The organism is Psychrobacter pacificensis (assembly GCF_018336615.1).
In the GTDB taxonomy this organism is placed as follows: Bacteria; Pseudomonadota; Gammaproteobacteria; order Pseudomonadales; family Moraxellaceae; genus Psychrobacter; species Psychrobacter pacificensis.
Genome location: NZ_CP048752.1, coordinates 468,537 through 495,262, shown reverse-complemented (window position 1 = coordinate 495,262; position 26,726 = coordinate 468,537). Strand labels below are relative to the sequence as shown.

At 43.0% G+C, this 26,726-nt stretch carries 23 protein-coding genes; 9 read left to right on the top strand and 14 right to left on the bottom strand.

Annotation, left to right across the window (positions count from 1 at the left end; all coding sequences use genetic code 11):
* Positions 1–475: 475 nt before the first annotated feature.
* The 3 genes from GYK50_RS02135 (at position 476) to GYK50_RS02125 (ending at position 3,398) form a co-directional block, all read left to right on the top strand.
* Positions 476–1,291: an SDR family oxidoreductase gene (locus tag GYK50_RS02135; RefSeq protein WP_093069274.1), complete on the top strand. Its 816-nt coding sequence runs from the start codon at positions 476–478 to the stop codon at positions 1,289–1,291.
* Positions 1,284–2,567, top strand: coding sequence for an AGE family epimerase/isomerase (locus GYK50_RS02130; protein ID WP_339605583.1), 1,284 nt, complete (start codon positions 1,284–1,286; stop codon positions 2,565–2,567). The genes GYK50_RS02135 and GYK50_RS02130 overlap by 8 nt, the downstream gene beginning before the upstream one ends.
* Before the next feature lie 267 nt (positions 2,568–2,834).
* Entirely contained in the window at positions 2,835–3,398 is a 564-nt protein-coding gene (locus GYK50_RS02125) for an NUDIX hydrolase (RefSeq protein WP_058025448.1), read from the top strand.
* Positions 3,399–3,479: 81 nt separating this feature from the next.
* Here the strand turns inward: GYK50_RS02125 and GYK50_RS02120 are convergent, their stop codons facing one another.
* Positions 3,480–6,560, bottom strand: coding sequence for an insulinase family protein (locus GYK50_RS02120; RefSeq protein WP_212564170.1), 3,081 nt, complete (start codon positions 6,558–6,560; stop codon positions 3,480–3,482).
* Positions 6,561–7,108: 548 nt separating this feature from the next.
* Between GYK50_RS02120 and GYK50_RS02115 the strand changes: the two genes are divergently transcribed.
* Both GYK50_RS02115 and GYK50_RS02110 read left to right on the top strand, forming a co-directional pair.
* A complete protein-coding gene (locus GYK50_RS02115; RefSeq protein ID WP_340050041.1) occupies positions 7,109–7,549 on the top strand; it encodes a universal stress protein in 441 nt (146 codons plus the stop codon).
* A gap of 174 nt (positions 7,550–7,723) precedes the next feature.
* On the top strand, positions 7,724–8,185 hold the full coding sequence (locus tag GYK50_RS02110) for a universal stress protein (RefSeq protein ID WP_058025444.1): 462 nt from the start codon (positions 7,724–7,726) through the stop codon (positions 8,183–8,185).
* 99 nt (positions 8,186–8,284) lie between these two features.
* On the opposite strand, the gene GYK50_RS02105 is transcribed toward GYK50_RS02110, so the two are convergent.
* Positions 8,285–9,220 (bottom strand): LysR substrate-binding domain-containing protein, encoded by a 936-nt coding sequence (locus GYK50_RS02105; RefSeq protein ID WP_212564169.1) that lies wholly within the window; start codon positions 9,218–9,220, stop codon positions 8,285–8,287.
* A gap of 222 nt (positions 9,221–9,442) precedes the next feature.
* Here GYK50_RS02105 and GYK50_RS02100 point away from each other — a divergent pair, with 222 nt between their 5' ends.
* A complete protein-coding gene (locus GYK50_RS02100; protein WP_212564168.1) occupies positions 9,443–10,537 on the top strand; it encodes a YeiH family protein in 1,095 nt (364 codons plus the stop codon).
* A gap of 174 nt (positions 10,538–10,711) precedes the next feature.
* Here the strand turns inward: GYK50_RS02100 and cspE are convergent, their stop codons facing one another.
* Both cspE and GYK50_RS02090 read right to left on the bottom strand, forming a co-directional pair.
* Positions 10,712–10,921 (bottom strand): transcription antiterminator/RNA stability regulator CspE, encoded by a 210-nt coding sequence (gene cspE / locus GYK50_RS02095; protein WP_025644841.1) that lies wholly within the window; start codon positions 10,919–10,921, stop codon positions 10,712–10,714.
* A gap of 235 nt (positions 10,922–11,156) precedes the next feature.
* Positions 11,157–11,582 (bottom strand): YbaN family protein, encoded by a 426-nt coding sequence (locus GYK50_RS02090; protein ID WP_071002960.1) that lies wholly within the window; start codon positions 11,580–11,582, stop codon positions 11,157–11,159.
* A gap of 828 nt (positions 11,583–12,410) precedes the next feature.
* Between GYK50_RS02090 and GYK50_RS02085 the strand changes: the two genes are divergently transcribed.
* A complete protein-coding gene (locus GYK50_RS02085; protein ID WP_212564167.1) occupies positions 12,411–13,307 on the top strand; it encodes an ABC transporter substrate-binding protein in 897 nt (298 codons plus the stop codon).
* Positions 13,308–13,410: 103 nt separating this feature from the next.
* Here GYK50_RS02085 and GYK50_RS02080 read toward each other — a convergent pair whose 3' ends face one another.
* From GYK50_RS02080 to GYK50_RS02060, 5 genes are all read right to left on the bottom strand, one after another.
* A complete protein-coding gene (locus GYK50_RS02080) occupies positions 13,411–14,457 on the bottom strand; it encodes an N-6 DNA methylase (RefSeq protein ID WP_212564166.1) in 1,047 nt (348 codons plus the stop codon).
* A complete protein-coding gene (locus tag GYK50_RS02075; RefSeq protein ID WP_212564165.1) occupies positions 14,450–15,421 on the bottom strand; it encodes a hypothetical protein in 972 nt (323 codons plus the stop codon). Before GYK50_RS02075 ends, GYK50_RS02080 begins: the two co-directional genes overlap by 8 nt.
* Positions 15,414–17,297 carry an ORC-CDC6 family AAA ATPase gene (locus tag GYK50_RS02070; protein ID WP_212564164.1) on the bottom strand — a complete coding sequence of 628 codons (1,884 nt, stop codon included), beginning with the start codon at positions 17,295–17,297 and terminating at the stop codon, positions 15,414–15,416. The genes GYK50_RS02075 and GYK50_RS02070 overlap by 8 nt, the downstream gene beginning before the upstream one ends.
* Complete coding sequence (locus GYK50_RS02065) at positions 17,294–18,214, bottom strand: phosphoribosyltransferase-like protein (RefSeq protein ID WP_212564163.1); 921 nt, start codon at positions 18,212–18,214, stop codon at positions 17,294–17,296. Before GYK50_RS02065 ends, GYK50_RS02070 begins: the two co-directional genes overlap by 4 nt.
* A 403-nt stretch (positions 18,215–18,617) precedes the next feature.
* Positions 18,618–21,551, bottom strand: a complete 2,934-nt coding sequence (locus tag GYK50_RS02060; protein WP_212564162.1) for a valine--tRNA ligase — start codon at positions 21,549–21,551, stop codon at positions 18,618–18,620.
* Between the two features lie 290 nt (positions 21,552–21,841).
* Here GYK50_RS02060 and GYK50_RS12775 point away from each other — a divergent pair, with 290 nt between their 5' ends.
* Both GYK50_RS12775 and GYK50_RS02055 read left to right on the top strand, forming a co-directional pair.
* A complete protein-coding gene (locus GYK50_RS12775; protein WP_227674120.1) occupies positions 21,842–22,162 on the top strand; it encodes a hypothetical protein in 321 nt (106 codons plus the stop codon).
* A gap of 29 nt (positions 22,163–22,191) precedes the next feature.
* A complete protein-coding gene (locus GYK50_RS02055) occupies positions 22,192–22,992 on the top strand; it encodes a formate/nitrite transporter family protein (RefSeq protein ID WP_227674151.1) in 801 nt (266 codons plus the stop codon).
* A gap of 166 nt (positions 22,993–23,158) precedes the next feature.
* Here GYK50_RS02055 and GYK50_RS02050 read toward each other — a convergent pair whose 3' ends face one another.
* The 5 genes from GYK50_RS02050 to GYK50_RS02030 form a co-directional block, all read right to left on the bottom strand.
* Positions 23,159–24,082, bottom strand: a complete 924-nt coding sequence (locus GYK50_RS02050; RefSeq protein WP_212564161.1) for a bile acid:sodium symporter family protein — start codon at positions 24,080–24,082, stop codon at positions 23,159–23,161.
* Positions 24,083–24,394: 312 nt separating this feature from the next.
* On the bottom strand, positions 24,395–24,928 hold the full coding sequence (locus GYK50_RS02045) for a YbjQ family protein (protein WP_212564160.1): 534 nt from the start codon (positions 24,926–24,928) through the stop codon (positions 24,395–24,397).
* 78 nt (positions 24,929–25,006) lie between these two features.
* A complete protein-coding gene (locus tag GYK50_RS02040; RefSeq protein WP_186473610.1) occupies positions 25,007–25,444 on the bottom strand; it encodes a YbjQ family protein in 438 nt (145 codons plus the stop codon).
* Between the two features lie 108 nt (positions 25,445–25,552).
* Positions 25,553–26,110 (bottom strand): UPF0149 family protein, encoded by a 558-nt coding sequence (locus tag GYK50_RS02035; protein WP_212564159.1) that lies wholly within the window; start codon positions 26,108–26,110, stop codon positions 25,553–25,555.
* A 248-nt stretch (positions 26,111–26,358) separates the two neighbouring features.
* Positions 26,359–26,595, bottom strand: a complete 237-nt coding sequence (locus GYK50_RS02030) for a PA3496 family putative envelope integrity protein (RefSeq protein ID WP_057761656.1) — start codon at positions 26,593–26,595, stop codon at positions 26,359–26,361.
* Between the last annotated feature and the right edge of the window lie 131 nt (positions 26,596–26,726).

Here is a 26,726-nt window from a genome sequence, read left to right as displayed (position 1 = left end):
TAGCGTTTAATCTTGCTATACCATTTTTATAATGGTTTCACTATATATGTGGTCACTATGATAAATATAAAACGGCTTACCGCTTGTGTATAAGCTTTGTTATATAGACTGAGCCTCTATCCAAGTGAGCCTTTCAACTAAATGTCTATTTTTTTGCCGCGTCTTTACACCTTTCTAAATCACTCAATATCTCATACCGTCTGTCTCAGACGGTGATCGTTTTATTAATTAAGATTTTCTCAATATCCTTTTAGCTTGGTACTTATCAATGATAATAAGTATCATAACTGCAGCTTTAAATTACCAAACATTAACCGAGTAATATTTCAAAAAATGCATTTGGGTATTATGATGACTGCTAGCAAGACTATGAGGCGTACATCCTAAAATAGCATTATAAAAATACTGATGCCAACGTCATAGGATTGCTGTAATAACAATAAACAATACCTCAAAAGAACAAAGGATACAGATTATGACAGACCAAATCGACAACATGATGCCACCTGCTGAATATATCAATGATAACTATAAAGGCTCAGGAAAACTGGCTGATAAGCGCGTTTTAATCACTGGCGGAGACAGTGGTATCGGTCGCGCAGTGGCTTTTCATATGGCACGTGAAGGCGCCAAAGTTGCCATCCTTTATCACTCTGACGAAGAGAGCGCCAATGAGACGCGTAAAGGTATTGAAGCAGAAGGCACAGACGCGCTGGTACTGCAGGGTGATACGGCAGATAGCAGTAGTTGCAAAGAGGCAGTCGAAGCGGTCGTGGCACAATGGGGCGGCATTGATGTGCTAGTCAATAACGCTGGTATGCAAAAGCCGTATCATGATTTGTCTGAAGTCAGTGATAAAGACTGGCAACAGCATTTCGATGTCAATATGGCAGGAATGTTTTATGCAACCCGCGCCGCCCTTGAGCACATGAAAGAAGGCGATAGCATCATCAATACGACATCTGTTAATGCATACGTTGGCAATGATGTATTGGTGCCGTACACCGCAACCAAAGGCGCTATCGTTGGCTACACCCGCGCGTTATCGCAACAACTACTTAGTCGCGGTATTCGCGTTAATCAAGTAGCACCAGGTCCTGTAGTGAGCGAGATTCAACTGGTATTTAAAGACTTTGATAAAGATATTTTAGAATCAATGTCCTCACCAATGGGGCGTATGGGTCAGCCACGTGAGATGGGTGCTGCCTATGTCTTTCTTGCTTGCCAAGACAGTAGCTTCGTGACTGGGCAGACGCTACATATCAATGGTGGGATGATTACCAATGGCTGATATCATGGATTCTCCTGACTCTTCTGACCTGCTATCTGTCTGTTGGGCAGATAGCAGTACTCATCGCCGTTGGTTGCTCGCTGAAGGACAACGTTTGCTCGATCATTATGCCAAAGCGCGCGTGCCATCAGGGTTTGCTACTTTGGGTCACGATGGCAACATGGTAGATGACACAGCAAAGAGCATCATCACTGCGAGGATGGTGCATTGCTATGCGCTAGCGGCACTAATGGGTATACCGGGGACGGCAACACTTGCTGACCATGGCCTAGATGCGTTACTTGATGGCCCATTGCGCGACTCGGTACATGGCGGTTGGTTCAGTGATGCTTCTTCAACTCATGAAAACCCATCACGCAAAAACGCCTATCTGCATGCGTTTGTCGCGCTTGCTGGCGCGTCTGCTAGCATTGCTGGTCGCCCGCGCGGTACAGAGTTGATGGAGGCTGCAATAACAATCATTGATCAGCATTTTTGGTTAGAAGATGAGCAATCAATGCTGCCTTCTTTTGCCGCTGATTGGTCTGATCCCGAAGATTATCGCGGCGCCAATTGCAACATGCATACGACCGAAGCCTGCTTAGCACTGGCAGATGCTACGGGTGAAACGCGCTGGCTAGACCGCGCACTACACTTAGCCAAGCGCTTCGGTCATGATATGCCTAGTACTTACGATGGTCGCCTACCTGAACATTTTGATAGTGAGTGGAATCTGTTGCCCGACTACGATGCGAATGAGCCTTCTGATGACCTGCGTCCTTGGGGACTCACACCTGGTCACTTTGCAGAATGGGCAGGACTGCTGCTCAAGGTTGAGTCTGCTTGTACGGCACGTGATTATGAGGTGCCTGATTGGCTGCTACCTGATGCCATCGCATTATTTGATAGCGCTATCAATCGTGGCTGGGCACCTGACGGTCAGCCCGGCATGGTTTATACCATTGGCTGGGATGATGAGATTTCAATACCAAACCGTCCTTACTGGGTACAGGCGGAGATGGCTAATACCGCACTAATGCTATCGCGCCGTACGGGTGATCCGCGCTTTGAATATTACTACCGCTTAGCTTGGGATTATATTGCCAGTACTTTGATTGATCTTGAGCACGGCGGCTGGCGTCATGAGGTAGATGCAGATGGCAACTTAAGTACGGTCATATATCCGACGCGCGAAGATCTTTATCATGACTTTCAAGCCACGTTGACGCCATTGATTCCTATCTCTGCGTCGGTAGCTGGTGGACTACGCACACAAATGCTCAAAATAAAAACCTAATTGCTATGATCTAATTTTTATGACCTAATTCCTATGTAGGATATACTCGATAATATAAGAACGCTTTGATGGCAATTAAAATGCGCTATCAGAGCGTTTTCTTTGTAATCATAAAAATTAAATAAAATAACTTTTTCGTTAAAAGTAAAAGGATATCCTCAAAAGTATTTGTCACTATCGCTGCTGTATACAAAAGCAAACATCAGAACGGCAAAAAAACTTTTAACATAAGTGGACATACAATATTTACTAATAAAGGTAGTTGGTATGAGCTATTGTCTCCAATGCGGTCATAAAGCAGAACGAAAAATCCCACCTACAGATAATATGCCGCGCTTGGTGTGCCCCAATTGTCACTATATCCACTACGAAAACCCAAAGGTTATCTGTGGTTCGCTAGTCGTACACGAAGACAGAGTCCTACTGTGCCGCCGAGCGATCGAGCCGCAATATGGGCTATGGACGATACCTGCAGGTTTTATGGAAAACGGCGAAACCATGGCTGAAGGCGCCGCACGCGAGAGCTACGAAGAAGCTGATGCCATCGTACTGAATCCGCATCTATACTGCATTTATGACCTACCAGATATTGGGCAGATCTACTCTATTTATCTCGCCGATCTAAAAGATGGTGCGTACGGTATTGGCTCAGAAAGCCTTGATTGTGCGCTATTTAGTGAAGAAGATATTCCATGGGATACGCTGGCCTTTGAGGCCATTCGCCTTACCTTAAAAAACTATTTTTCTGATCGTAAGCAGTATAACGAGTTGTCAGAATTCCCGATCCATCAAGACAAAATCGGCAAAGATTTGAGTATCAAACGGTACTAAGCAAATACTACATACAAAAAAGCCAAGCATCATGCTTGGCTTTTTATATTTAACTTTTAATAAAGAACAAACCTAATTGTCTTAGCTCTTAATTCTACATACTTCAAAACCAAGACCTTTCACCGTCTCTTCTTTATCATAAGGTGCTAACACGGCACGTACATGGTTTTGACCTTGCAGATATTGCTTGGCAACACGCTGCAAGTCATCGATAGTCACGGCTAGGATAGCGGCGCGCATTTTACGTTGCCAGTCAGCACCGCGATGATGCAAGTTGGCAAAGCACGCTTTGATCGCCTCCCCTGCAGGCGAGCCCGGTTTATCCATACCGGATATAATACCCAAAATGGCCTCTTCTAATTGCTCATCGTTTTGTGGCTCGTTTAAGATCCACTCAATACTGGCCTCAAAATGCTCAAAGGTTTCAGCGCACTGCGGATCGCGGTAACTAAAAAATTTAAAGGCGCAAGCATTGGCATCATAGCCCGCACCGCCGCCATAAGCACCGCCGCGCTCACGAATGGCACTGTGCAAATAGCCATTACGTAGGTAAGGCGCTAATACCATGAGTGCGGCAGTATCAGGATGGTCAGCCGCTGGTACCGTATAAGCGCTGGCATTATGGTAAACGTTGGTTGGCACCAGCCATGCTAGATCTGCAACATCGAGCACATCGTTTTTAACATCGTCGCCACTCTCTAATACCTTGACTGCATTAGTCTCACCATTTAACGCAGTATCTATATGCAGATTTGCAAACTCACTTGGAATGTTAGCTTCAGTGTTGATTACATTCTCAGCAGCTTGTAGTGCTTGGCTATCTTTCCAACTATTGACGATGAGGCCACTCAAGCGTTCCGTTTGCTCGGCTTCACAAATGATGATGGCATGCTTAGGTAAGCTGATCAAACGTTGATGCAAGTCCATCAAACTGGTCGCTAATTGATCCCACTGTGCATCATCAGTACTGGCATGACCCAAGAACGCTTTTAGTGCGTTTAGTGCTGGTAAACCACTACGCACATATTCTAGCTGCGCTTGACGACTCATACCGCGACTGGCGGTTTGCATTGCATATGAGTGACCAGAACCTGCCAAATTAGATTGCCAGCTGGCTTGACGCTGCTGCAAGATTTCTTTGATACGGCCATGCTCAGTAAAGATGCTATGCTCCATCACCTCTTTGAGCAAATCAATCGCTTCAGGTTTGCGGTTGAGCGCACGCGTTGCCACGACAAAGTAGCTGCTAATGGACTGGCTGTCATCCACATGAGTACGCTGACTGATACGCGCGGTCACACCCGAAGAATGCGCGGCTTGCTTGGCCTGCATCTCATGAGCACTCATCGAATCAGTACCCAGCTCTGATAGTAGGCTTAAATAAATCGGTAGCAATGGATGATTGATCACCTCGTTCACAGGCAAACTGCTGGTGTCCTGATTGCCAATGGCTTCAGTCAACGGCACAATGACTTGATAGTAATAGATACCATTGGTGCCCGCTTCGTACTCAAATAGCGTACTGTCTTGCCCGCTCAGACGCACCTGCTTTTGGGTGCCTTCTTTAAAGCTAATATCGGTTGGTACGTCTTCTAGACCTACCTTTGGCAGTAAGCTCAAATCATCTGGCGCGGCTTGACGGGCTGCCAGATCGAGTGCTTGCTTGTGCAAGATGTCTTTGTCATCAGCGCTCAAGTCCATCGCGATGGTATCTAAACGCACTTGCTCTGCTGCAGCAAGGCGCGTTGATTTTTCGCTATCTGGCGTCATGGTCACGCGCACACGGTGCTGATTGTCCAGCAGATGCGTTTTGATTAAGTTCGGTAGCCACTGCGGATCGACCACTTGCTCGCGCAACCACTGTAGATGCTCATCCACTTCCCACACATCGATAGGATTACCATCATGAATGGCAGTACTAAAGCCCTCTAACATCAGGTTTAGACCATAAGGAATGCTATCACCGCCGATATGGCGCTGATCGATCTCGATCTGATGCAGAATGGTCTCAATGGTTTCATCATCAACTGGCGAGTTTGCCACCTCAGTCAGCAAATCAATGATGCCCTGCTCGACCGCTTCGGCATGCTCTGGGTTAGAGCCGCGCAGACCTGTATAAAAGACCATTTCATAATGGCTGTCATCCAGCCCTAATAGCGGACTTGGCGCTTTACCTAGCGGGTGACTGTCAAGATAGGCACGCAATGGCGAGCCTGAATGCTCAATCAGTACGCCTTCGAGCAAACGCAGCGCCAAACGCTGCTTAGGATCAGTGATCGACGGCAACAACCAAGCGACCACGTGATGGGTCTGATCTGGACCGGCTTCATCAGCAGTGTACGTGTCAACTGCACTAATAGGTGCAGACAAACGCTGCTCTGGACGCGATACGTGTTTTTTACCTGCTTCGAATTGAATCAAAGCATCTTCGTGTATTTTCGCTTGCGTCTCAGCAACAGGAATATTACCAAAACTCATGATGACACTATTCGATGGGTGATAGTGACTCTCATGAAAAGCTGTCAGCTCAGTATGCGTTAAGTCAGGAATCTGAGCAGGATCGCCACCTGAATTGTAGTGATAAGTCGTCGTTGGGAATAGATGATGCGCAACCGTATGATAAAGCTGATCAATCTCACCACTCATCGCGCCCTTCATCTCGTTAAAGACGATACCTTTAAACTGGGGCTTATCGTTTTCGTCCAGCTCTACGCGGATGCCTTCTTGCGCAAAATCAAGCGGATGAATATTGGGGAAAAACGACGCATCAAGGTACACAGCAAGTAAATTAAAATAGTCGTTTTTGTTTTGCGTGGCATACGGATACGCCGTCCAATCGGCTGCGGTCATCGCATTCATAAACGTGTTTAATGAGCGCTTGATCATTGAAAAGAACGGGTCACGTACTGGGAATTTCTTAGAGCCACACAATGCGACGTGCTCCAAAATATGCGCCTCGCCTTTTGAGTCCATCGGCTGAGTACGAAAACCCACCAAAAACGCATTTTCATCGCTTGGGTGCGCTAAATGATAGTGCATCGCGCCTGTCTTCACATGCTGACTGATCAGCACATCCATCGAGAGCGCCTCAATATGGCGATGCTCAATCAGCTCAAATGCTGGATGCAACGTGAGATCAGCAGTAAATGGGGTATCAGTCATAGTTATCCTTATCGCTTACAATGCGTATCGTGTGCCCTGACTATCAGGGTAAATAGAGTGGTAAAAATTATTGAACTATCAGTCGTAAAATATCAGTCGTAAAAATGGCTATTAAAACATTTTGACTTACAATTTCTGAAAAAACTGAATGCTAAAACCCAATACTGGCTTTTGAACTCAATTATGCAGGTATTTATAGTGACTATATTGGCTAAAAAAGAATTGGCTTAGCGCTATTAGTGGGGTTTGGTCGTTGATAAGTCAAGTCAGCACATGGGCAATAATATATCGTGAAATGCTCGCCACTCTTTCAAACAGCCCAACACAATTCCAACAAAAGCTACATTCAAATGATGGTCATATCGCTTAACAGAGACCGTTTGCACTGCTATAGTCAATCAATATTAAAAGTGGTACAAGGCAGACGAGTGCAAGTACTACAGTAGTAGGCTAAACGAATCTAACGCTGTAACACTTTAATAGTGGTTCGACTATACCATGAAGTTCGCTACCAATAGGAGCACCTCATGAGCTACTAACACGTTTTACTGGTTACTGACTTATTATCCGATGCAGACAAGGTTGCTCTAAAAACCAAACGTATACTCGCAGGCTCTCCTAAGGCCAAACTGTCTGTCCTGCATATTGTGGAAGACGATATGGTGCGCTTTGGGTATGAATTAGTACCTTCCTCTAGCCTATCAGGCGATGTCCATAATGAAAAATGGCAAAAAGCGCGTGCTAAGCTGGCGCAGTTTTTGGAGTGCAACGAGCTAGAAGCAGTCAACTCTGAGGTGACGGCTGCCATTTCTAACAGTAAAGGTATTGTTGACTACTGTCATGAAAAAAAGGTCGACTTACTCATCATTGGACGCCATGAACGTCACGGTATCGCCGCTTTGTTAGTCGGTGCAACAGCCGATAGTATCTTGCCAAACGTCCCTTGCGACAGCCTAGTCGTCAAGCTTGATGAGCCAGTATCAGAATAAGGGGTCTGGCTCATCATTCGAGTTAACCTGTATTCGAGTTAACCTGTTATTTGTTAGCATTGCACTCGGGTGTTGTTCTATATCAAAGTCTATGTCTCAGAGATAGACAAGCATTACTTAACAGCGCTCTATAGTAGTGCTATAGTAAATACTATCTGACATGAGGAAGACGTTATGAGTTACGAACATATTTTACTGGTCACCGACTTACTCTCTGATGCGGATATCGTCGCGCAAAAGGCCAAGCGCATCGTTGAAAACCGTCCCGGTTCTAAGTTGTCTGTGCTGCATATTGTCAAAGATACCATGGTGGGCTTCGGCTATGAGCTGGTACCTGCGTCAAGTCTTTATGATGAAATTGATGACGAACGCTGCCAAGAAGCACGGGCAAAACTGGCACAATTCCTTGAACGCAACCAGCTCAATGCGGCAACGTCAGAAGTCACTACCGCTATCTCTAGCAGTGAAGGTATTGTCAGCTACTGTCATAAACACGACGTCGATCTGTTGGTAATTGGTCGCCATAAGCGCACGGGCATTGCCGCATGGATCAGTGGCGCGACAGCAGATAATATCTTGCCTAACGTGCCTTGCGACAGCTTTGTAGTAAGGCTTGATAAACCAGTTTCGACGTAGCAATTTGCTTTGGCTATATGGAATTATCAGTTAACAAAAAGCGCCCTATCATGATTGATACGGCGCTTTTTTATTCCTCACATTTTGACATTATCTCAGTTAATCTTGTTGGATAATATCTATAAACGTCTGCCAAATGGGGCTTTGATGACGGGCTTTGTGCCATACCAGCCACCATGTCCGCGACAGATCGATTCCTGCAACGCTTACTTGCACCAGCTCACCTGTTGCCAATCCTGTCTCAATCACATGCTGCGATAGGCAGCCAAGACCAATGTCTGCACTCACCATATGTTTGATGGCTTCTGATTGGTGTATGGCCTTTACCACTTCTGCATTGGGTAGATACTTTAGCAACTGCTCATCGATAATCTGCCGTGTGCCCGACCCTGCCTCACGTACGAGTAGCGGCAACTGTGCTAGCTGATTAATAGTCAGCTGATAGCAGCCCTCATCTTGGCTATAGGTAGCGACGTTCTTTAACCATTTACTATCACGTTTGGCAAATATCATCAGCGTATCCGTTCGCCATTCGCGCTGCTCAATGGCTTTCATGTCTATCGGACGCGGCATCCCTTCTACTAAAGCAATATCGATATTGAGCTGCTCAACCTCACTCACCACCTCCTGAGTATTGGCAATATACATATCGACATTGGCATCTGGTAGCGCCTCATATAACTTACCAAGCAATGATGGCAGCACGTAATTGCCAATCGTGGTACTCGCCCCGATATGTATCTGCCCCGCCTGATATTGGTGATAATGTTCAAGCGTGAGCGATTGCCCCAAGATAGCCTGTGCCTGTATATAAATAGGATGGGCATTGGGATGCTGATTAAGCCTGCGACCGACGCGCTCAAACAATGGCATCTGTAATCTAGACTCAAGCTCTGTCAGCGCACTGCTGACTGCCGACTGTGATAAATGCATCTCTTCACTGGCACGGCTGGTGCTACCTGTCTGGTAAATACTGACAAAAACAGCGAGCTGCTTAAGTGTAATCTTTGGCAATGTCTGTACAGATTTTTTCATGTTATTGATGATGCCTTATGTCATTTTTTAGCCTGTCTTATTCGCTATACATGTCTTTTTTTGCTACTCATGCGCGGTATATCTATTTCTACCGTAAACACTAACCTAAAATATCGATAGTTTATATCTTATTAATCTGTTTTTATTATAAATATAGTCAGCTTATACTGTCTACTCATAAGCTTATGCTTATTTTAATATCAGTAATAGGATATGCCTCTTATGCATACACTAGCCAAATCAGTCAGTCGCTCAGTGAGTAAATACATTCCAAGCCAACGCCACTTGGCTGGTTTGGCTGTGGTACTGATCGGTGGTTTGCTTTGCTTATGGTTAAACACGAGTTTGAATATGTGGTCAAACGGGCGTATCGTTGGCTTATCCTCTTTAACGCTCGCCATCTTGCTGGGTATGATATTGGGTAATACCATTTATCCCAAGTTCACTGAGCGTCTAAACGGCGGTGTTTGCTTTGCTAAAGGTCAGATTTTACGCCTCGCGATTATGTTTTATGGATTTAAGCTGACTATGACGCAAGTTGCGAGCGTTGGTATGCCAGCGATTATGACCGATGCACTCGTATTGACGTCGACCTTTCTACTGACCTATTGGCTAGGGACTAGATGGTTAAAAGTCGATAAAGAAACGGTGATTTTGATTGGCTCGGGCGCAAGTATTTGCGGTGCTGCTGCCGTCATTGCCGCAGAGCCAGTGGTCAACGCGCAAGCCCACAAAGTCACCATTGCTGTGGCAACTGTCGTGGTATTTGGTACTATTGCGATGCTGCTCTACCCTTTTTTATATCAGCTTGGTTGGTTACGGCCTTGGCTCAGTGCCGAGCAGTATGGCATGTACACGGGCTCAACCGTACATGAGGTGGCGCAAGTCGTGGTCGCAGGCAATGCAATTAATACTGAGATTGGCGATACCGCTGTCGTGACTAAGATGATACGCGTTATGATGCTCGCGCCATTTTTGCTTATTTTATCATTTGCCTTGACCTCATCTGGTAGCGGTCAAGCTGACAAACCTTCCCTAATGAGCCGTGTGCGACAAGTGAATGTCCCTTGGTTTGCTTTTATCTTTATCTTGGTGGTGCTGTTGCACACTTGGATACCGATGTTCGATGGCTTTGAGCAAAGTATGGTGATGTTAGATGATGTGATGCTGACGATGGCGATGTTTGCGTTAGGCTTAACCACACACATGAGCGCCATCAAACAAGCTGGCGTCAAGCCGCTGATTTTAGGAGCGGTGATGTTTGGCTGGTTAATACTGGGCGGTGGTCTGATCAATATCGGTATTAGCTTTATATAATAAGTCAATTGCTCACGCTTATTTACTTACCTCAGTACCCAGTACAAAAATGCCTCTAACCATCCATATAGTCGGAGGCATTTTTATATCTGTCGTTTCATTTAACACCGAATGACAAACGAAAAAAAAACGAACCCGAAGGCTCGTTTTTTGATCATCTTGCTCTAATAAAAATTAGATAGCAACGATGTTATGTGCTTGTGGGCCTTTTTGGCCTTGAGTTACAGTGAACTCAACTTCTTGGCCTTCAGCCAAAGTTTTGAAGCCTGAGCCTGAGATTTCGCTGTAATGAGCGAAAACGTCTGCGCCGTTTTCTGGAGCGATGAAACCAAAACCTTTAGCTTCGTTGAACCACTTAACTGTACCTTTTTGAACGTCTGACATAGTCATAACCCTGATATTTAATTTATTTGTGGTCTAATAGACCGATAACGCTTGCAAATAGCTACTGAACGATAAATATTAAAACGAAGGATTATAACTAATACTACGAGGTAATGATTTGGTGCAGAACTGCTCTTAAGCTTGGATGTATTATAGGGGGAACATCCTAGTATCGCAAGCCTTATCTCAGGTTTTATGTAACTGGACTTAACTATTGCCCTATATATTGGCGACTTTATTTGGCATTTGGCAGACGAAACAAATAGACGGCAACCCCGCTACAGACCAGTGCTACCAGCCATGCCGCCCATGTCATATCAGCGGGCAGACGATAAAACAACATGGCAGTCGATATCGCCATCATGATGGTCGCAAGCCACTTAGCATAAAGCGGCACGGCATGATTTTCTTCCCAATCACGGACGTATTTGCCAAAGTATTTGTGATTGATCAGCCAAAAATGAAAGCGCTTAGAGCTACGCGCCCAGCAGCCTGCTGCAAGTAGTATAAAAGGCGCAGTCGGCATCACAGGCAATAAAATACCGATAATCCCTAAGACAAAAAACACCCAGCCAAGCGTCACAAAAGTCCAGCGTATCATTGGACTTCTAGATTGGTTGGTCTTAGGCCTATGATAAAACGCTTTTTTATTATGGGTCATATAAGTGATGTCGATGGACGGTGCGGTGAATGATTTTGGTAGCCATCAAAAGTATTTACATAGCTACTTGTATGAATAACCAAGCATGCAATATCACCAAAAATTGTACAAGCCCATTTATACAAGCTTTTTGCTATCGATCAGTATCGTTGGTTAGTGATTGGGTAAGTACCAATGACAAATACTGCGCTCTTCTATTAACACGTCGATTGCAAGCGCTTATAAGATTGAAAGCGCTTATAAAAAGCCGTCACAAATGTGAACTGTTATAAAGGGCGGTTAACGAGCGTCAGTCATCACCTTTCATTGTCATTCCTTATACGCTTGCATCGCCGCTTACAAGTCGTCTATAGTAGAACCTCAATAAAATTGATGCAGCATAGGAAACGCGCTCGATTAAATGCTACTTTTCTTGCTTGCTGTGACTGCGTCTCCAGAGGCTGCGAAAAATAGCGTTTAATCTTGCTATACCATTTTTATAATGGTTTCACTATATGATGATGCAGTAGCTATCGATAATAGCCATTAGCAGTACTGATCAAAAATAATGCAGCACCACTTAACCTTGTCGGGGTGCTTTGCTTTTAACCTTGTAACGATTGTTAAAACCATCGCTGAGACACAACCGTGAACCTGAAGCAGTTAGCACTGACGTAGGAAACAAGCATGACAGACCCTAAGCAGTCTATAAATAAGAGAAACCTCTACCTGACGCGCTGATTTGATAGCGCCTTACATGTTGAGATTTTGCCTTTCTTGTTTTGCCTTTTTTGTTTTGTTTAAACAGCATCAGTCTGATTGTTTTCTATCATTAAAAAGGAAACAACCATGCAGCCGACCACCAAACTTACTCTGACCCTCGAATGGTTCTTAAACCCTGATCACCTGCCCTTTATCGCGGGTGTGACCACGGGCGCGTATGAGCAAGCAGGGCTGGATATCACTATCATTGAACCTGATGACCACTATGATGGCTTTGCTGAATTGCAAAATCAAAGCATCGATCTGCATGTGAATGAGCCGATTCATCTGTTTGAGCATTACGCGCCGAATCTGCGTGCGCTTGGCTGTTTTTTTGAGACCGATGGCGGCATATTGATGCAGCAGTCCAGTATGGACAAGCTCAAGAACAATCAGCCGATTCGCATTTGCACCCCTGCTGCTGAAGAAAAAACCAATCGCATTGGTTTTGAGATATTAGCGCGCTATGCTAAGAAAAACGGCTTTAGTATCAGCCGTGACAATGTGAGCTTTGTACAAAAAGACTTTTACCATATAAAAAACCTGCAAGAAGACCCAAGCCTTGATGGTGCATGGCTGTGCTTTTATAACTTTGAAGGCGTTGAGGCCACTCATGAAGGGCTAGACTTTACGTTTATCGATCAGCATCTGTCACCTTATCCGAATTTTTCGGCGTTAGAGATTCTGACGACTGATGAGATCTATAGCGCGAAAAAAGACGCGATAGATACCTTTATCCAAGTGACCAATCAGATGACGGAGCTGTGTAAAAATGATCCAGAGACTGCCCACCATATGTATTACAACTATAGTAAAACTGAGGCGGATACGCTGATGGATGCGATTATTGATAATACGTTGGGCAGATTGATCACGCCAATCACGCCTGATGCGAGTAAGTGGCAAGAGCTACGCGAGATGCTAGCCGAAATCGATATCGTAACGTTGACCGATGAGCAGTATCAATCGCTGTGGGCGCTATAAGCGTTAAAATAGTTTGAGTAATAAAAAACCGCCATCGTGTTTGGTGTGGCGGTTTTAGATTTAACGATTTTCAATATCTATATATAATATAATTTCACCTAGATTAAAGCTGATCTATTGCTTTAGAAACGTATGTAGTTATTTTCACCAAAGTTGTATAAACCGCCCCAGTACCACTATAATTTTTTTTGAAATCTTTCCAGTCTTTAATTATGAAGGTTTTTAGTTCTTTAGCGTTAATCTCACTATTACATAGGATTGCAAATAGACAATCAGAGATTACTATCTCAGTACCTATAGGTAGATAACAAATTTTATCTTGCGAAAAATTCCCAACTCTAGGTATGAGTAAAGCTGGTCCTACTATAATATGCTCGGATACAACTCTAATACTTGTATTGATATGCACTAAGGCATTATTTAGGTCTGTAGTATGTATCAAAGGGTAACTCAGCTCATCATTACTATGCTTTGCCTTAAACATCTGCATTTTCCCTCTTACTACTGCTACTTTATTACTAGGAACAAAGTTACTTGGTAAGTAATCTTGAACAAAAGCTGGCTTAGCCTTTCTCAGCCGAACAATAGAGACTCTAGGACTAACGTTTTTGAATTTTGAATCATAAAAATCTTCTATTACCTCTAACTCATACAGTTTAGATAAGAAAATAATAGCATCTCTATCCCTATCACTAGATAAGCAACCATTGGGTAAAATTGCGACTAGATAACCATTTTCTTTTAAAAAGCACATAGCGTAATACACAAAGCTTAAAGATATACTGGATTGAATATTTTCAGAACAGTTATTCCAATGTAGCAATCGAACATCATTTTGATTAAAAGGAGGATTGAGTAAGACCAAGTCTATTTTTTGATGGAAACTGAAAATTTCAGAACCAAGTACCTGCTCTGTTTTGAGAAAATCTAAATTATAAACAGCCCAATCATATTTTTTTAATTCAGACACAGTATCTGAACAATAATCATTAGCAACAATTTCAAGATTCTGCCATTTTTTTTTTGCAGCCTTCAGTAAGCTACCTTCACCACAAGAAAAATCAGCAACTATATTAGGCTCAAAGCCATTAGGTACTAAGCTTACTAAGACAGAAGCTAATTTGGGATCAGTATAGTACTTATCAAACATTTCTATTTTTTCTTTTAGTTCTTGAGGTAATCCTATCTGGCTTTGCTTTCACTAACGCAGATACGTGGTAAACATGTAGCTTAGAAGTTCCGTCTGTTCTACCAGCCTTTCTAACAGGGTGATCGTAAATTATTTCTACCTCTGGATGATTTAGATAATACATAATAGCAGCTAAAGCATGTGGCTTAGTTCCAATAGGGGCTATTTTTAGCTGCTTACCTTGGTGATTATTATATATGTTATCTAATTTATAATAACAGCTAAACGGACAGTCACTTGGAACATAAATCATAGACTCCCATGCTCTAGTACCTTTTAAAACGTCCATATTATTTTCTAGACTTTCGAAAATATACCATGGACGGAAGCCTGGTAAACCTACTATTGGAAATATATTCCTATGGTTAGGTTGTACTTGTTCCATAAGATATTTGAAGCGTGCACCTTCAAATCCTAATATGGGTATCAATACGAATTCACTACTTTCTTGATTAAAGTTTGCAAATCCTGGCAATGGATAAATACCTCTAATTTTTTCACTCAAATCATAGAACTGGCCTTGAATTGAGGTATTACTTAACATATAAGAGCTAGGTTCGACATACACTACGAGAACGGTAAAGCCTTCGTCAATTGCAGACTTTAAAATTGCAGACCAAGATGAATGGGACATTCCTGTTATATCTATATATACATTTCTACTTCTATCTATATTTGACCACAGCTTGGATAAACTTTTTGAGCTTCTTAACTGTAGCTCCAGTTCCCCTACGGTAATACTAGAGCCGTCTTTATCTATAATTTCTATCAGAGTTCTGTCCGCATCCAAATTGAAGTTACTAATATGAGTACTTCTGAACTCATCACTTTCACCATAAACATATACACTCTCACTTTTAGGCTCGAACTCTGCTGGTGTGCTGTACGTGTCAGTTAAAATAGGCCTCTCTTTCAAACTATTCATAGTAACCCTCAAATAACTGCATCTGATCGGGCAAATCTAATGAAGGCTCTTGACTTCTATTTGACTCCAATACTTTTTTTATACCTTCATGTGGTCTATAAACCAAAGAAAGTAAATCATTCGAGTTTAGAGTTATTTTTCTTTTTTTGCGATAAGAAAATACAAAAAATGCAGAGAAAATTGGATGTATCATATAATCATAATCTTTAGTACTATTTTCTTCGGTTAGTTTATTTCCTGAATGTCTAATTAGAGCTAAATGCATAATGGCTTGTCTAATTATTTTATTAATACTTTCTTCATCTTCTGCCTTGAACCTAATCTGAAACTGATTAGCTTCAGGAGTTTGATTTAAAGGTTTAGAAGCTAGTACACCAAATATACGACCAAGGCTGAGCAAAAGCTTTGTTAACTTAGCTCCTTCAACACTCAAACCCTCTAACTCAGAGAGATTTTTCTTGCCTACCTTGACAGCAGCATATGTCTGTATGGCAGGAGATATTATCGGATACTCATTTACTTCCTCTTTATTTTTACACTCCTCTAAGTAATCTTTCAAAACTGTATCAACTAATTCTAAAAGGTACCTTATATTTCCATTCGCAAGGGCCAAAAGAGTATCCCAACCACAATAATATTTTCTTATTCCAGTTTTCCCTTCTCTAATACCAAATAATGAGGCATAGAAATGATTATTCAGTCGATTTTCCCACTTACTTTTATCCGTTAACCATTCGTCTAACAGACTACTTACTGACTCCCTTTTCTTTTTACTCCAATAATGAATGAAGTACTTATGACCTAAAGAAATATCTAGAGCAGATTTTATCTCTCTATCATTTAAATTAGCATTAAAATCACTTTCAACAGAGTTATTGCTTCCTAAAAGTAACTCTGCTTCTTCAAGGTTACTCAAAGGCTTTAAAATATCAACAATATTTAGTTTTTCGTCGTCAATGATTGAGTGATTTAAACGAGCATTAACAACTAACTCTGCAAAACCTTTAAAATCTTTTGTCACAAAAACTTCAGTTAAATTTATTTTTACATAGTCAGCAGGAGATGTAAGCTGCTCATTATCATTTAAAGTAGACCTTTCTCTAAAACCTAACTCTCTAACTCCAATCTTAAACGTATAATAATCATTATTGTGCTTAATAAGAGTATTCACTATTTTTTGCTGATAGTCCTCAAAGTTTTCAAACTCATCTATTAGAAAGAAGAACTGTTTATTTTTTAATGCAGTATCTGATGTTAGTGATTGACTTAAAATATCAATTGGAGCACCACACATCGTTATGTTTTTTGGAGGCTCATCGATTGCCTGATTTATTGATGCCTCAAACTCAATTATAATTATCTCTAGTTCTTCACTTAATTCCTCTAAATTTCTAATATCATCTGTAATATGTAACGCTCTAAGTATTTTTTTCCAGTTTTGTTCTGTTATATTTATACTTTCTTCAGTGTGCTTTTCAAACCATAGAGCAAATTTCAACAATTCGAAGCAAAAACTCAAGTTAATATAGTGACCAAAGTAACTAATCCATTTATCTGGGCTGATCTCACTTCCTTTGAAAGCTGATACTCTATTAGTATTAACTCTATAGTAAAGCCCATAAAACTCTAAGGCAGAGCTTTCGAACTTTCTACCTTTTTGCATCTTAAGAGCATATTGACCTTCGTATGACAGCCCTTTTAGTACAGTAGTTTTTCCAGTACCTCTACCACCAATCAACACACAGGGACGGCTTTTCTTCAATTCGGAGAAATATCCTGGCTCATTAAAATAATCGAACAATTTAGTACTAAGCCATTCTGCCTTGTATAAACCGATTAATTCTTGAGCTTCAGTCAATTGTTTTACGTAGTTCATAGTGAATCCCTATTTATTAAAGGCTTCCATCCCCTTTCATTAAAATAAAAGATTGGTAAAGTAGCATCAGGTGTCCCATGTTTAAACCCTATAGCTAAACCTAATTTATGGAACCCTTCCCAACTTACTAACTTAGTTCCGTCACCATTATCTTGCACTCTTCCATTAGCTTGGGGTATGCCTGCTCGAATACTAGCATTTTTGACAAATTCAGGACCACCAGCTTTGAAGCCTTTCCAAATATAGGACTGATTATGCAAAGCTGAATGTTCCTTACCTATAAAATGTGAAGCGATTAGATTAACTTTGGTACAATCATGCTGTATTCTTAACTTGCCTATTTCCGTACAAATTATTGGGATATAGTGAAAAGTACATAACGTATCTTCTGCTAGTGTTTCGAAACAATGAGGCGTATCGAAATAACCTTGCCAGAAATCTACAAATTGATTACCAGATCCAACAAAATCATCCACAAAAACAAAGTGTGCATTTACGCCTGACAAAATAATTTGAAATGCTTCACTTACTGTTTTTAGTCTATTTTCTGGTATACCTAAGATGTCTCTAGCCATTCTGGTAAAAATATAACCACTGTCTGCATCACTAGGCTCTTCTCCTGTGACTTTAACTATATAACAGTTATCTAAAAAATTATGCCATTCTACATCTGCAGAACCATAATTAGACTTCCTAGAATTTGGTATAATTGATTTTGAAATAGCCATAAAATTACTTCTAAACATCTGAGTAATCATATCATCAGAGAAATAGATAAAACTTTTGAGTAATCTTTTTGCATAAGGAAGTTCTTCACTCGTAAAATTCTCTAGCCAATCATTAGGTGAAAAATATTTTCTTTCAGGCCAAACTCCTATGTCAACAAGTTTTGTAAATTCATCGTCTAATAAGTTCATTCTTGTTCCCTAAAAAATACTATTGCTTTCTTTTTCGATATATTAAAGCTACTTTTATGCTTGTTTTTTCAGATGCTTATTTTTGCATGATGAACGAGTGCCGATCTATACTTCAGAGATGTGCTGCTTCATAACTCACTGGCTCTTACTTTATTTAATAATTTCGTTGATGAGGTAGGACTCTATCAGATTTCGCAAACAATACTACATGATTAGTTACATTGTGATAATCGCATTTAGCTTGCGATGATATATCTCATTACAGAACATGTTAAATAATAGCACACAAATATTCAGTTATACTGTAGGATCTAAAGCTATTCAGAGAACTAATCAGTAGACAATAAAAACGCCATCAAAATCGTGACAACGTTCTTTATTACTATAGATATTTATGAATTATTTACAACGCCTTTAACTGCTCCATCTGCCCCGCCATAGTCTTAAGCTGACCTTCTAGCTCAGCCAGTTTCGCCTTCTCCGCATCGACTACTTCGGCTGGTGCTTTACTCACAAAGCCTTCATTACTCAGCTTACGCGAGATACCGTCGGCTTGCTTTTGTAGCTTTTCATGCGCTTTGCCCAGACGTGCTAGCTCAGCCGTTGGATCGATGAGCCCTTTCATCGGTACGAGTACCCGTAGCTGACCGACCATACTTGATGACGAGAGTGGCACCTCATCGCCTTCTTTGACGATGGTTAAGCTCTCGACTTTGGCAAGCGCTTTGAACTGGTTTTTGATACGGGATAGACGCGCTTCTTCGTCGCTAGAGACGTTTTGTAGTAGCACTGGCAGGCGTACCGCGTTACCCAGTTTCATCTCACCACGGATGTTACGGACGCTCGCGATGAGCTCTTGTAGCCACGCCATATCCGCTTCAGTCTGCTCACTGATTTGGCTGGCATCAGTCTGTGGGTAGTCAGCGATCACGATGCTGTCGGTGTTTTTGCGACCCAGTAGCGGCGCGATGGTCTGCCAGATTTGCTCAGTCAGATACGGCATGATTGGATGGGTAAAACGTAGCGCCGTCTCTAATACGTGCAGTAGTACATAGCGGATTTGCGCTTTACGCGCATCCGTCACCGAGTCATCGTTGAGGCTGGCTTTGGCAAGCTCCACGTACCAATCGCAGTACTCGTTCCAGATAAATTCATAGATATCTTGGCTGACCATATCGAGACGATACTGGGCGAAATGCTGATGAATGTCTTTGATACTAGAATTCAGACGACTCATGATCCATTTTTCTGGTAGCTCCCACACGTCAGGGTTCGCCGCTTGGTCAATAGGCTTGGCATTGCTGTCACCATCGACACAGTTCATTAGGACAAAACGGCTGGCGTTCCAGATTTTATTACAGAAGTTACGATAGCCCTCAACGCGTTTCAGATCAAAGTTGATATCGCGACCCGTACTGGCTAATGAGGTAAAGGTAAAGCGCAGTGCATCGGTACCGTAAGCTGGGATGCCTTCTGGGAACTCTTTACGCGTTTGCTTCTCAATCTTGGCCGCATCTTTTGGATTCATCATGTTGCTGGTGCGTTTTTCTACCAGCGCTTCTAGCTCAATACCGTCGATGAGATCGATCGGATCTAAGACATTACCTTTTGATTTTGACATTTTTTGACCGTTGCCATCACGTACCAGACCATGCACATAGACGGTCTTAAACGGCACTTGCGGGCTGCCATCTTCGTTTTTCACGAAGTGCATGGTCAGCATAATCATGCGCGCGACCCAGAAGAAAATAATGTCAAAGCCCGTGACCAAGACGCTAGTTGGGTGGAAAGTCTCCATCACGCGTGGATCGGCGTTGACGTCAGCCCAGTCAAGCGTACTGAACGTCCATAGACCCGAGCTAAACCACGTATCAAGTACATCATCATCTTGGCGCAATACCACATCATCGCTTAGATTGTATTTAGTGCGTACTTCCGCCTCATCACGTGCGACATATACCTCACCTGCCGCATCGTCGTACCACGCTGGGATGCGGTGACCCCACCACAGCTGACGGCTGATACACCAGTCTTGCAGGTCAGTCATCCATGCCATATACATGTTTTTGTACTGCGCAGGCACAAATTCAATACGACCATCTTCGACCGCATCAATCGCTGGTCCCGCCAGCTTATTGACGGCGACATACCACTGATCGGTCAACCATGGCTCAACGATCGTACCGCCACGCTCAGCACGTGGGGCTTTGAGTGCGTAGTCCTCAATGTCTTCTAGCCAGCCCTGATCGCCTGCTTGCTCAACAAGGAATTTACGCGCGGCAAAACGCTCAAGTCCTGCGTACTCGCTAGGCGTAGTCTCTAGCTCTGGCTCACGCGTTTGCAAGTCAGGATAGACTTCCATCGCTGGCAAAATGTTGGCGCGCTCATCGAGAATATTGATGAGTGGCAAGCTATGACGACGACCCAATTCATAATCGTTAAAGTCATGCGCTGGGGTAATTTTGACACAGCCTGTACCGAAGTCACTCTCGACATAGTCATCAGCGACGATAGGCACGACGCGACCCGTAATCGGTAAAGTAATGGTTTTGCCGACCAAGTGTGCATAACGCTCATCGCTCGGATTGACGGCGACCGCCGTATCACCAAGGAGTGTCTCAGGACGGGTGGTGGCGACGACCAGATAGTTTTTGCCATCTTGCGTGGTCAGCTCTGTGTCCGTGAAATAATAGCGGAAATGCCACAAGCTACCTTTTTCATCGTGGTTTTCTACTTCTAAATCAGACAGCGCAGTTTGGAATTTTGGATCCCAGTTGACCAAACGCTTACCACGATAGATAAGACCATCGTCAAACAGGCGTACGAATACTTCTTTTACCGCATTAGACAGACCATCATCCATGGTAAAGCGCTCACGCGACCAGTCAACCGAGCTACCCAAACGACGAATTTGGCTAGTGATACTGCCGCCCGACTCTTCTTTCCATTCCCACACTTTATCGATGAAATCTTCACGTGTCATATCACGGCGGCGGATGCCTTGCGCCTCCAAGCGACGCTCAACGACCATTTGGGTTGCAATACCGGCATGATCCGTACCTGGTTGCCACAGCGTGTTGTCGCCATTCATACGGTGATAACGTGTGAGCGCATCCATGATTGCATTGTTAAACCCATGACCCATATGCAGCGAGCCCGTGACATTTGGCGGTGGCAGCGCGATAGAGAACGACTCGTCTTTATCAAATGTTGGGGCAAAATAGCCGCTTTCTTCCCAGCCTTGATACATGCCTGCCTCGACTTGTGCAGGGTTATAGGCGTTTTCTAATTGATTGAGTGCCGCTTGAATAGAGGCAGTTAGGTTATGGTTACTCATAATGGCATTATCTTTTATTGATTGAATGTGATCAAAGTTAATTGAATTAAAGAGAATATAAAAATTAGGAAAATAATGAATAGAGTGATTTTAACGCAGATAGGCAGATTTTGTTAGATGGTAAGGCAATTTATAAAGCCTGAAGGTCATTTTTCATGCCGTTATCGAACAATTAATAACCGCAATTGGTTAAACACTCAACAGAACCTACCACAGTCATACGCTAAAATAGCATCGATAGCGTTGTATCAGCTCTATCCATATACCAGCCGACCAACAGTGAATCACCCTTGTCCCAAAATAACAGACCTAACCAAAGCCGTCGTCAGGATGCTCAGGATATCCTACCAGATAGCGCGCGCGTGAGTACCACCAGTCATTCATCTCAGGATGATGATGTAAGCGATCCTCATAAAAAAGACAATATGGCGCACAGTCATACGCTACAGCACAGTCACACTCCTGAAAACAACGATATAGATATTCATACGCATAGCCACGCAGATGATCATATAAAAGCCACCGAAGATTTAGACAATGATGACCTGCCAGAAGAAATCAGCGACGAAGACAAAGAAACCATTAAAAAGTTGCCAGTGACGATAATTTAAGCCAAGCGAAAAGCTATGCCAGTATTTTGGTGGAGCAAGTCATCCATGCCAAAGAAACCTTTGAGCGCTCGCTTGGCTCGCTGTTTACCAGCGCCTTTACAGCTGGGCTTGAGATTGGTATCAGCTTTTTTGTGATTTTATCGGCGTTTGCCTTACTTAATGATGTGCTGCCGAGTCGCTATGCGATGGTACTGTCCTCCCTGCTCTATCCGATCGGCTTTATTATCGTGGTGATTGGTCAGTCGTTATTATTCACTGAGCAGACCTCCCTACTCAGTCTACCTGTGCTAAACAAGATTGAACCACTGCATAAGCTGCTGCGTCTATGGGGCATCGTTATCGCTGGTAACATCGTCGGTGGCTGTTTGTTTGCCGCTTTAATAATTGGTTTGGGGCTGCATATGCATCTGTTTACCGACCATGCTATCGATGCTTACGCTGAGCATATCTTAGGGTTTGAGTGGTGGGTCATCTTTGGTAGTGCGGTACTGGCAGGTTGGATGATGGGCGTGGCGGCATGGCTAGTCACATCTGCACGCGATACCCTTAGCCGTATTGTTTTGGTTTCCATTATCACTGGTAGTATCGGGTTTTTGGGTCTGCATCACAGTATCGTTGGCAATATTGAAGTGTTTTCAGCATTGCTGTATGGCAATACGGTCAGCCTATGGCACTATTTGATATTTTTAGTCGTGGTCTTGGTGGGCAATACGGTCGGCGGCGTGGTATTTGTCGCGGTACTCAAAAACCGCACATTCTTGTTTGAAATTGAAAGGGTCAAAGAGCAGGCCGCTGAGGCACGAGCAGAAGTAGATAGGCGCAGATTTTAGCGTTGAGCGATGCTATCCGTATTGAATCAACCCACACACTTTAAGAAACCATGATAAATATAACAGCCCACAATAACTCTCATCATAAAAAGTATATTGTGGGCTTATTTTATTGGGTCGTGCACTGCGTACTTAGCAATGCACTGCGGCTTACATTCTGATTAAACTACATTCTTCTTGCAGCCAATACGCTATTTTCTCTGTCTACTCTATTCGCTTTATTGTGTTGCGCGGTAAATACTCTGACCATGATACCTGCGGTTAAGAACATGATTAGCGTATAAATAGCTGGAGTCAACGACATCTTATAGTTAGCGAGCAGCGTCAATGCCATAAACATCGACAGCGTACTGTTTTGTAGACCCACTTCCATGGTGATTGATCTTCTCTGCGCAGGATTTAGACCGAACCATTTACTGGTGTAATAACCAAGCGCCATCGTCGATACGTTCAATATAAGCGATACAGGGCCAGTGGCAACTAAGGCCTCGACCAAAATATCTCTTTGCACATATCCTAAAAAAATTACCAAGAAGCTCAAAAATATCACACCAAAACGAGACACCATCACCTGTGCCTTATCGGCGAAGCTTGCCGCATAGCGTTTGATGAGCATACCAATACTAACTGGCAGTATCGTCAGAGTAATCAAGCTGATCATGGTCTTGGCGACTGGCAACTGAAACTCACTACCAGCACCCATGAAGTACACGAGCGAAAAACTCAGCACGATAGGAATGGTAAAGACGGTGATAACACTGGCGATCGCCGTCATCGTGACCGAAAGCGCGACATCCCCTTTTGCCAAATAAGTAAATAAGTTAGATGTCGTGCCACCAGGACACAGTACTAGCAGCATAACGCCAACGGCATACTCAGGCTCGAGTGACATGAAAGTTGCCAAGGCAAAACCGACCAATGGTAAGAATAGTAGCTGATTGGTCAGTCCGATTGCGACTGCTTTGGGATATTTGACGACTCTTTTAAAGTCATTGGTAACTAAGGACAACCCCATTCCCATCATGATCAAAAAAATACTAATGGGAATGACTTTTGAATTGACAAACGTGATTAACTCCACACCTTCCATAACTACATCCTTGTAGATATAACCCTTACACGGGCAGGTTTATGACAACGTTATGATGCTCAATCAGCCAATCCTGCTGATATCTTGGGTAAAAGCCACCGACATTGTCAGCGTTTTTATACGACACTTTGTACACAACACTTTTTGGAATCATCACTACTGACATACACCCAAAAAATGTCGAAACATTGAAAGTCAGTATATCGTTGTAAAAGTGTATGTATTTGATTTTTCTGACTACTGGTCAGTCAGCGTTGGGTTTTGTGCTGCGACAACCACAGAGGAGAATCTAAATAGCAGTGCTACAAGGTATTAAGAGATGCTAGGACGTGCAGAAGGTACACGTGCAGGCGATGTGTGTGTAGCAGAAACGATAGGTGTGTGATCAGTACTGATGACCGCCGTGCCATAAGCAATGGCTTCTACCATACTGCCCAATTGGTTGATGTTAGTGACTTCTAGACGTACACCATAAATATGAGTGCAGCCTTTAGCTTTCGCTTGTGTACGCATACGGACGATTGCCTCACGGCGCGCGCGATCAAGCAGGGTCTCATAGGTGGTTAGGTTTTTGCCAAAGAGACTAAGCACGCGAGCAATAATCATCTTAAAGTAATCTTGAGCTATGACCACGCTGCCCAGTACCAGCTCGCCCTCACTACCGACAGCCAGCTCAGGACGGTAGAAACGCTCGCTTGAAACTGTAATATCCCCTAACGCCTGCTCTTCTATGCTGAGCTGAGCCAAATGCTGACGCTCGTGACGTGAGCCAAAAAACCAACCAGCGGCGAATAAAAAGATAAACGGCCCATAATTGATAAGCACTTGCGTGAGTGAGTCATTCATGGGACGTTTCTCATTATAAAAATCATTACGGTTTTTAACATTGTTGTTTTTAGTGCTACAGCTTTTAAAGCGCTAAGATCAACCAAAAGGATTAAAACGCGGTAAATCCTCTGGCGCAGTCTGGACTTGAGGGTTGGGTGTTTGACCGGACGGATAGTGATTATCGCTTGGTGGGTTCTGGAACTGCTGCGATACTGGTACCGCTTTGACCGCTGTTCCATAAACAAACAGCTCAGAAGCCCCTTGTGCGATACTAGAGGTAGAGAAACGCAAGCCGACGACAGCATCAGCACCAAGCGCTTCTGCCTTGACAATCATGCGATCGATCGCTTCTTGGCGTGACTCTTCTAACAGCTCGGTATAAGCGGTCAGCTCGCCGCCAACGATGTTTTTTAGCCCAGCAAACAAGTCTTTGCCCACATGCTTTGAGCGCACCGTACTGCCATACACAACATCTAAGCGCTCGGTAATTTGATAATTAGGTAAGTGTTCAAGATTGGAGAGTTGCACAGCCATAGTAAGACCTTATCGGTGACTTATAATGTATCTAAAAGAATGACCAGAGCTGCATGATGCAGTATAAATAAAAGACAGTACTATCAGCAGTACTGTCTTTTAGAATGACTAGTCATTGGTATGAAACAACAAAAACAGCTCGGTCAAATTGCCTTCGATGCTGTTGGCCATTTGAACCATCTTATCTTCATCGCGACGCATTGCTTCTAGCTCTGGATCTTCATCATCAATGCCGCTTAATACAATCATTGGTAAGGTCAACACAGCCACGTCTTCTGCTGTCTCTTCGTCTTCAAACCAATCACTTGCTTCATCGCCATACATGGCATCAATAAAACCAATCGACCAAGCCACAATATCTGACTCATCTGAAAAATCAACCGCCACTTCTTCGTCACCAGCATCTTCACCAAATGGCAGCTCAATCGGAGTCTCGTTTTTTAGCTCAGCCATGATCGAGTCACGCCAGCGCTGAATACCATCGATGACGTTTTCTGGAATCTCACTCACATGACCCTCAAAAAGCGCGTCCATCCAGTTAGGGAGTGGGCGACCAATGACCGTCGCTGTCAAAAACCCATGCGCGGCGACACTATCGAGCACGAACTGGCTCTCTTGGTTGTCCAAATAATCGAGCAGTTCATCAAAACTTAATTGGTTATTCATGGCTTAACAGTCCTTGAGAGATAGCCAACGTCAATCACAGTGATCGATCGGTTAAAGGCAAAAGGGTTTTAAAACAAAGGCTGCTTGAATAGTGAAAAACAAGCAGCCTTTACAACGTAAATATCATTCAATAGAGCGGGTTACACACGTTTATAAAAAGTAATAAGCATCTGGCAACCTATATGACTGATTAGATGATGGTCAATCATTAGAGGACTTTAGTCAGCTTAGACAATGATGCCAATGAATTAAAAATCGTCGTCATCCCAATCATCACCATCTTCATCAAAATTGTCTATATCATCTAGATCATCTTTTAATTCTTTAGCCAAACGCTTCTCTTCTAACAAATTATCGATCAGTCGACGCTTCTCAAGACTACTTAAACGCGTACGTACACTTGTCTCAGCTTCTTCAACCATCTTTGCGTCATCATCGTCGACAAAATCATCATCAAAATCGTCGTCAATATCAGCGTCACTCATGACAAACTCCTATCATTTTTAGGCAAGGGTATTAAAAACACATCAATATATATGCCTTATAAAGTCTCTATTGAATGTTGTCAATCCTTTTTCTTAATATGTCACATTTCAGCCTGAGTACCAAGACTATG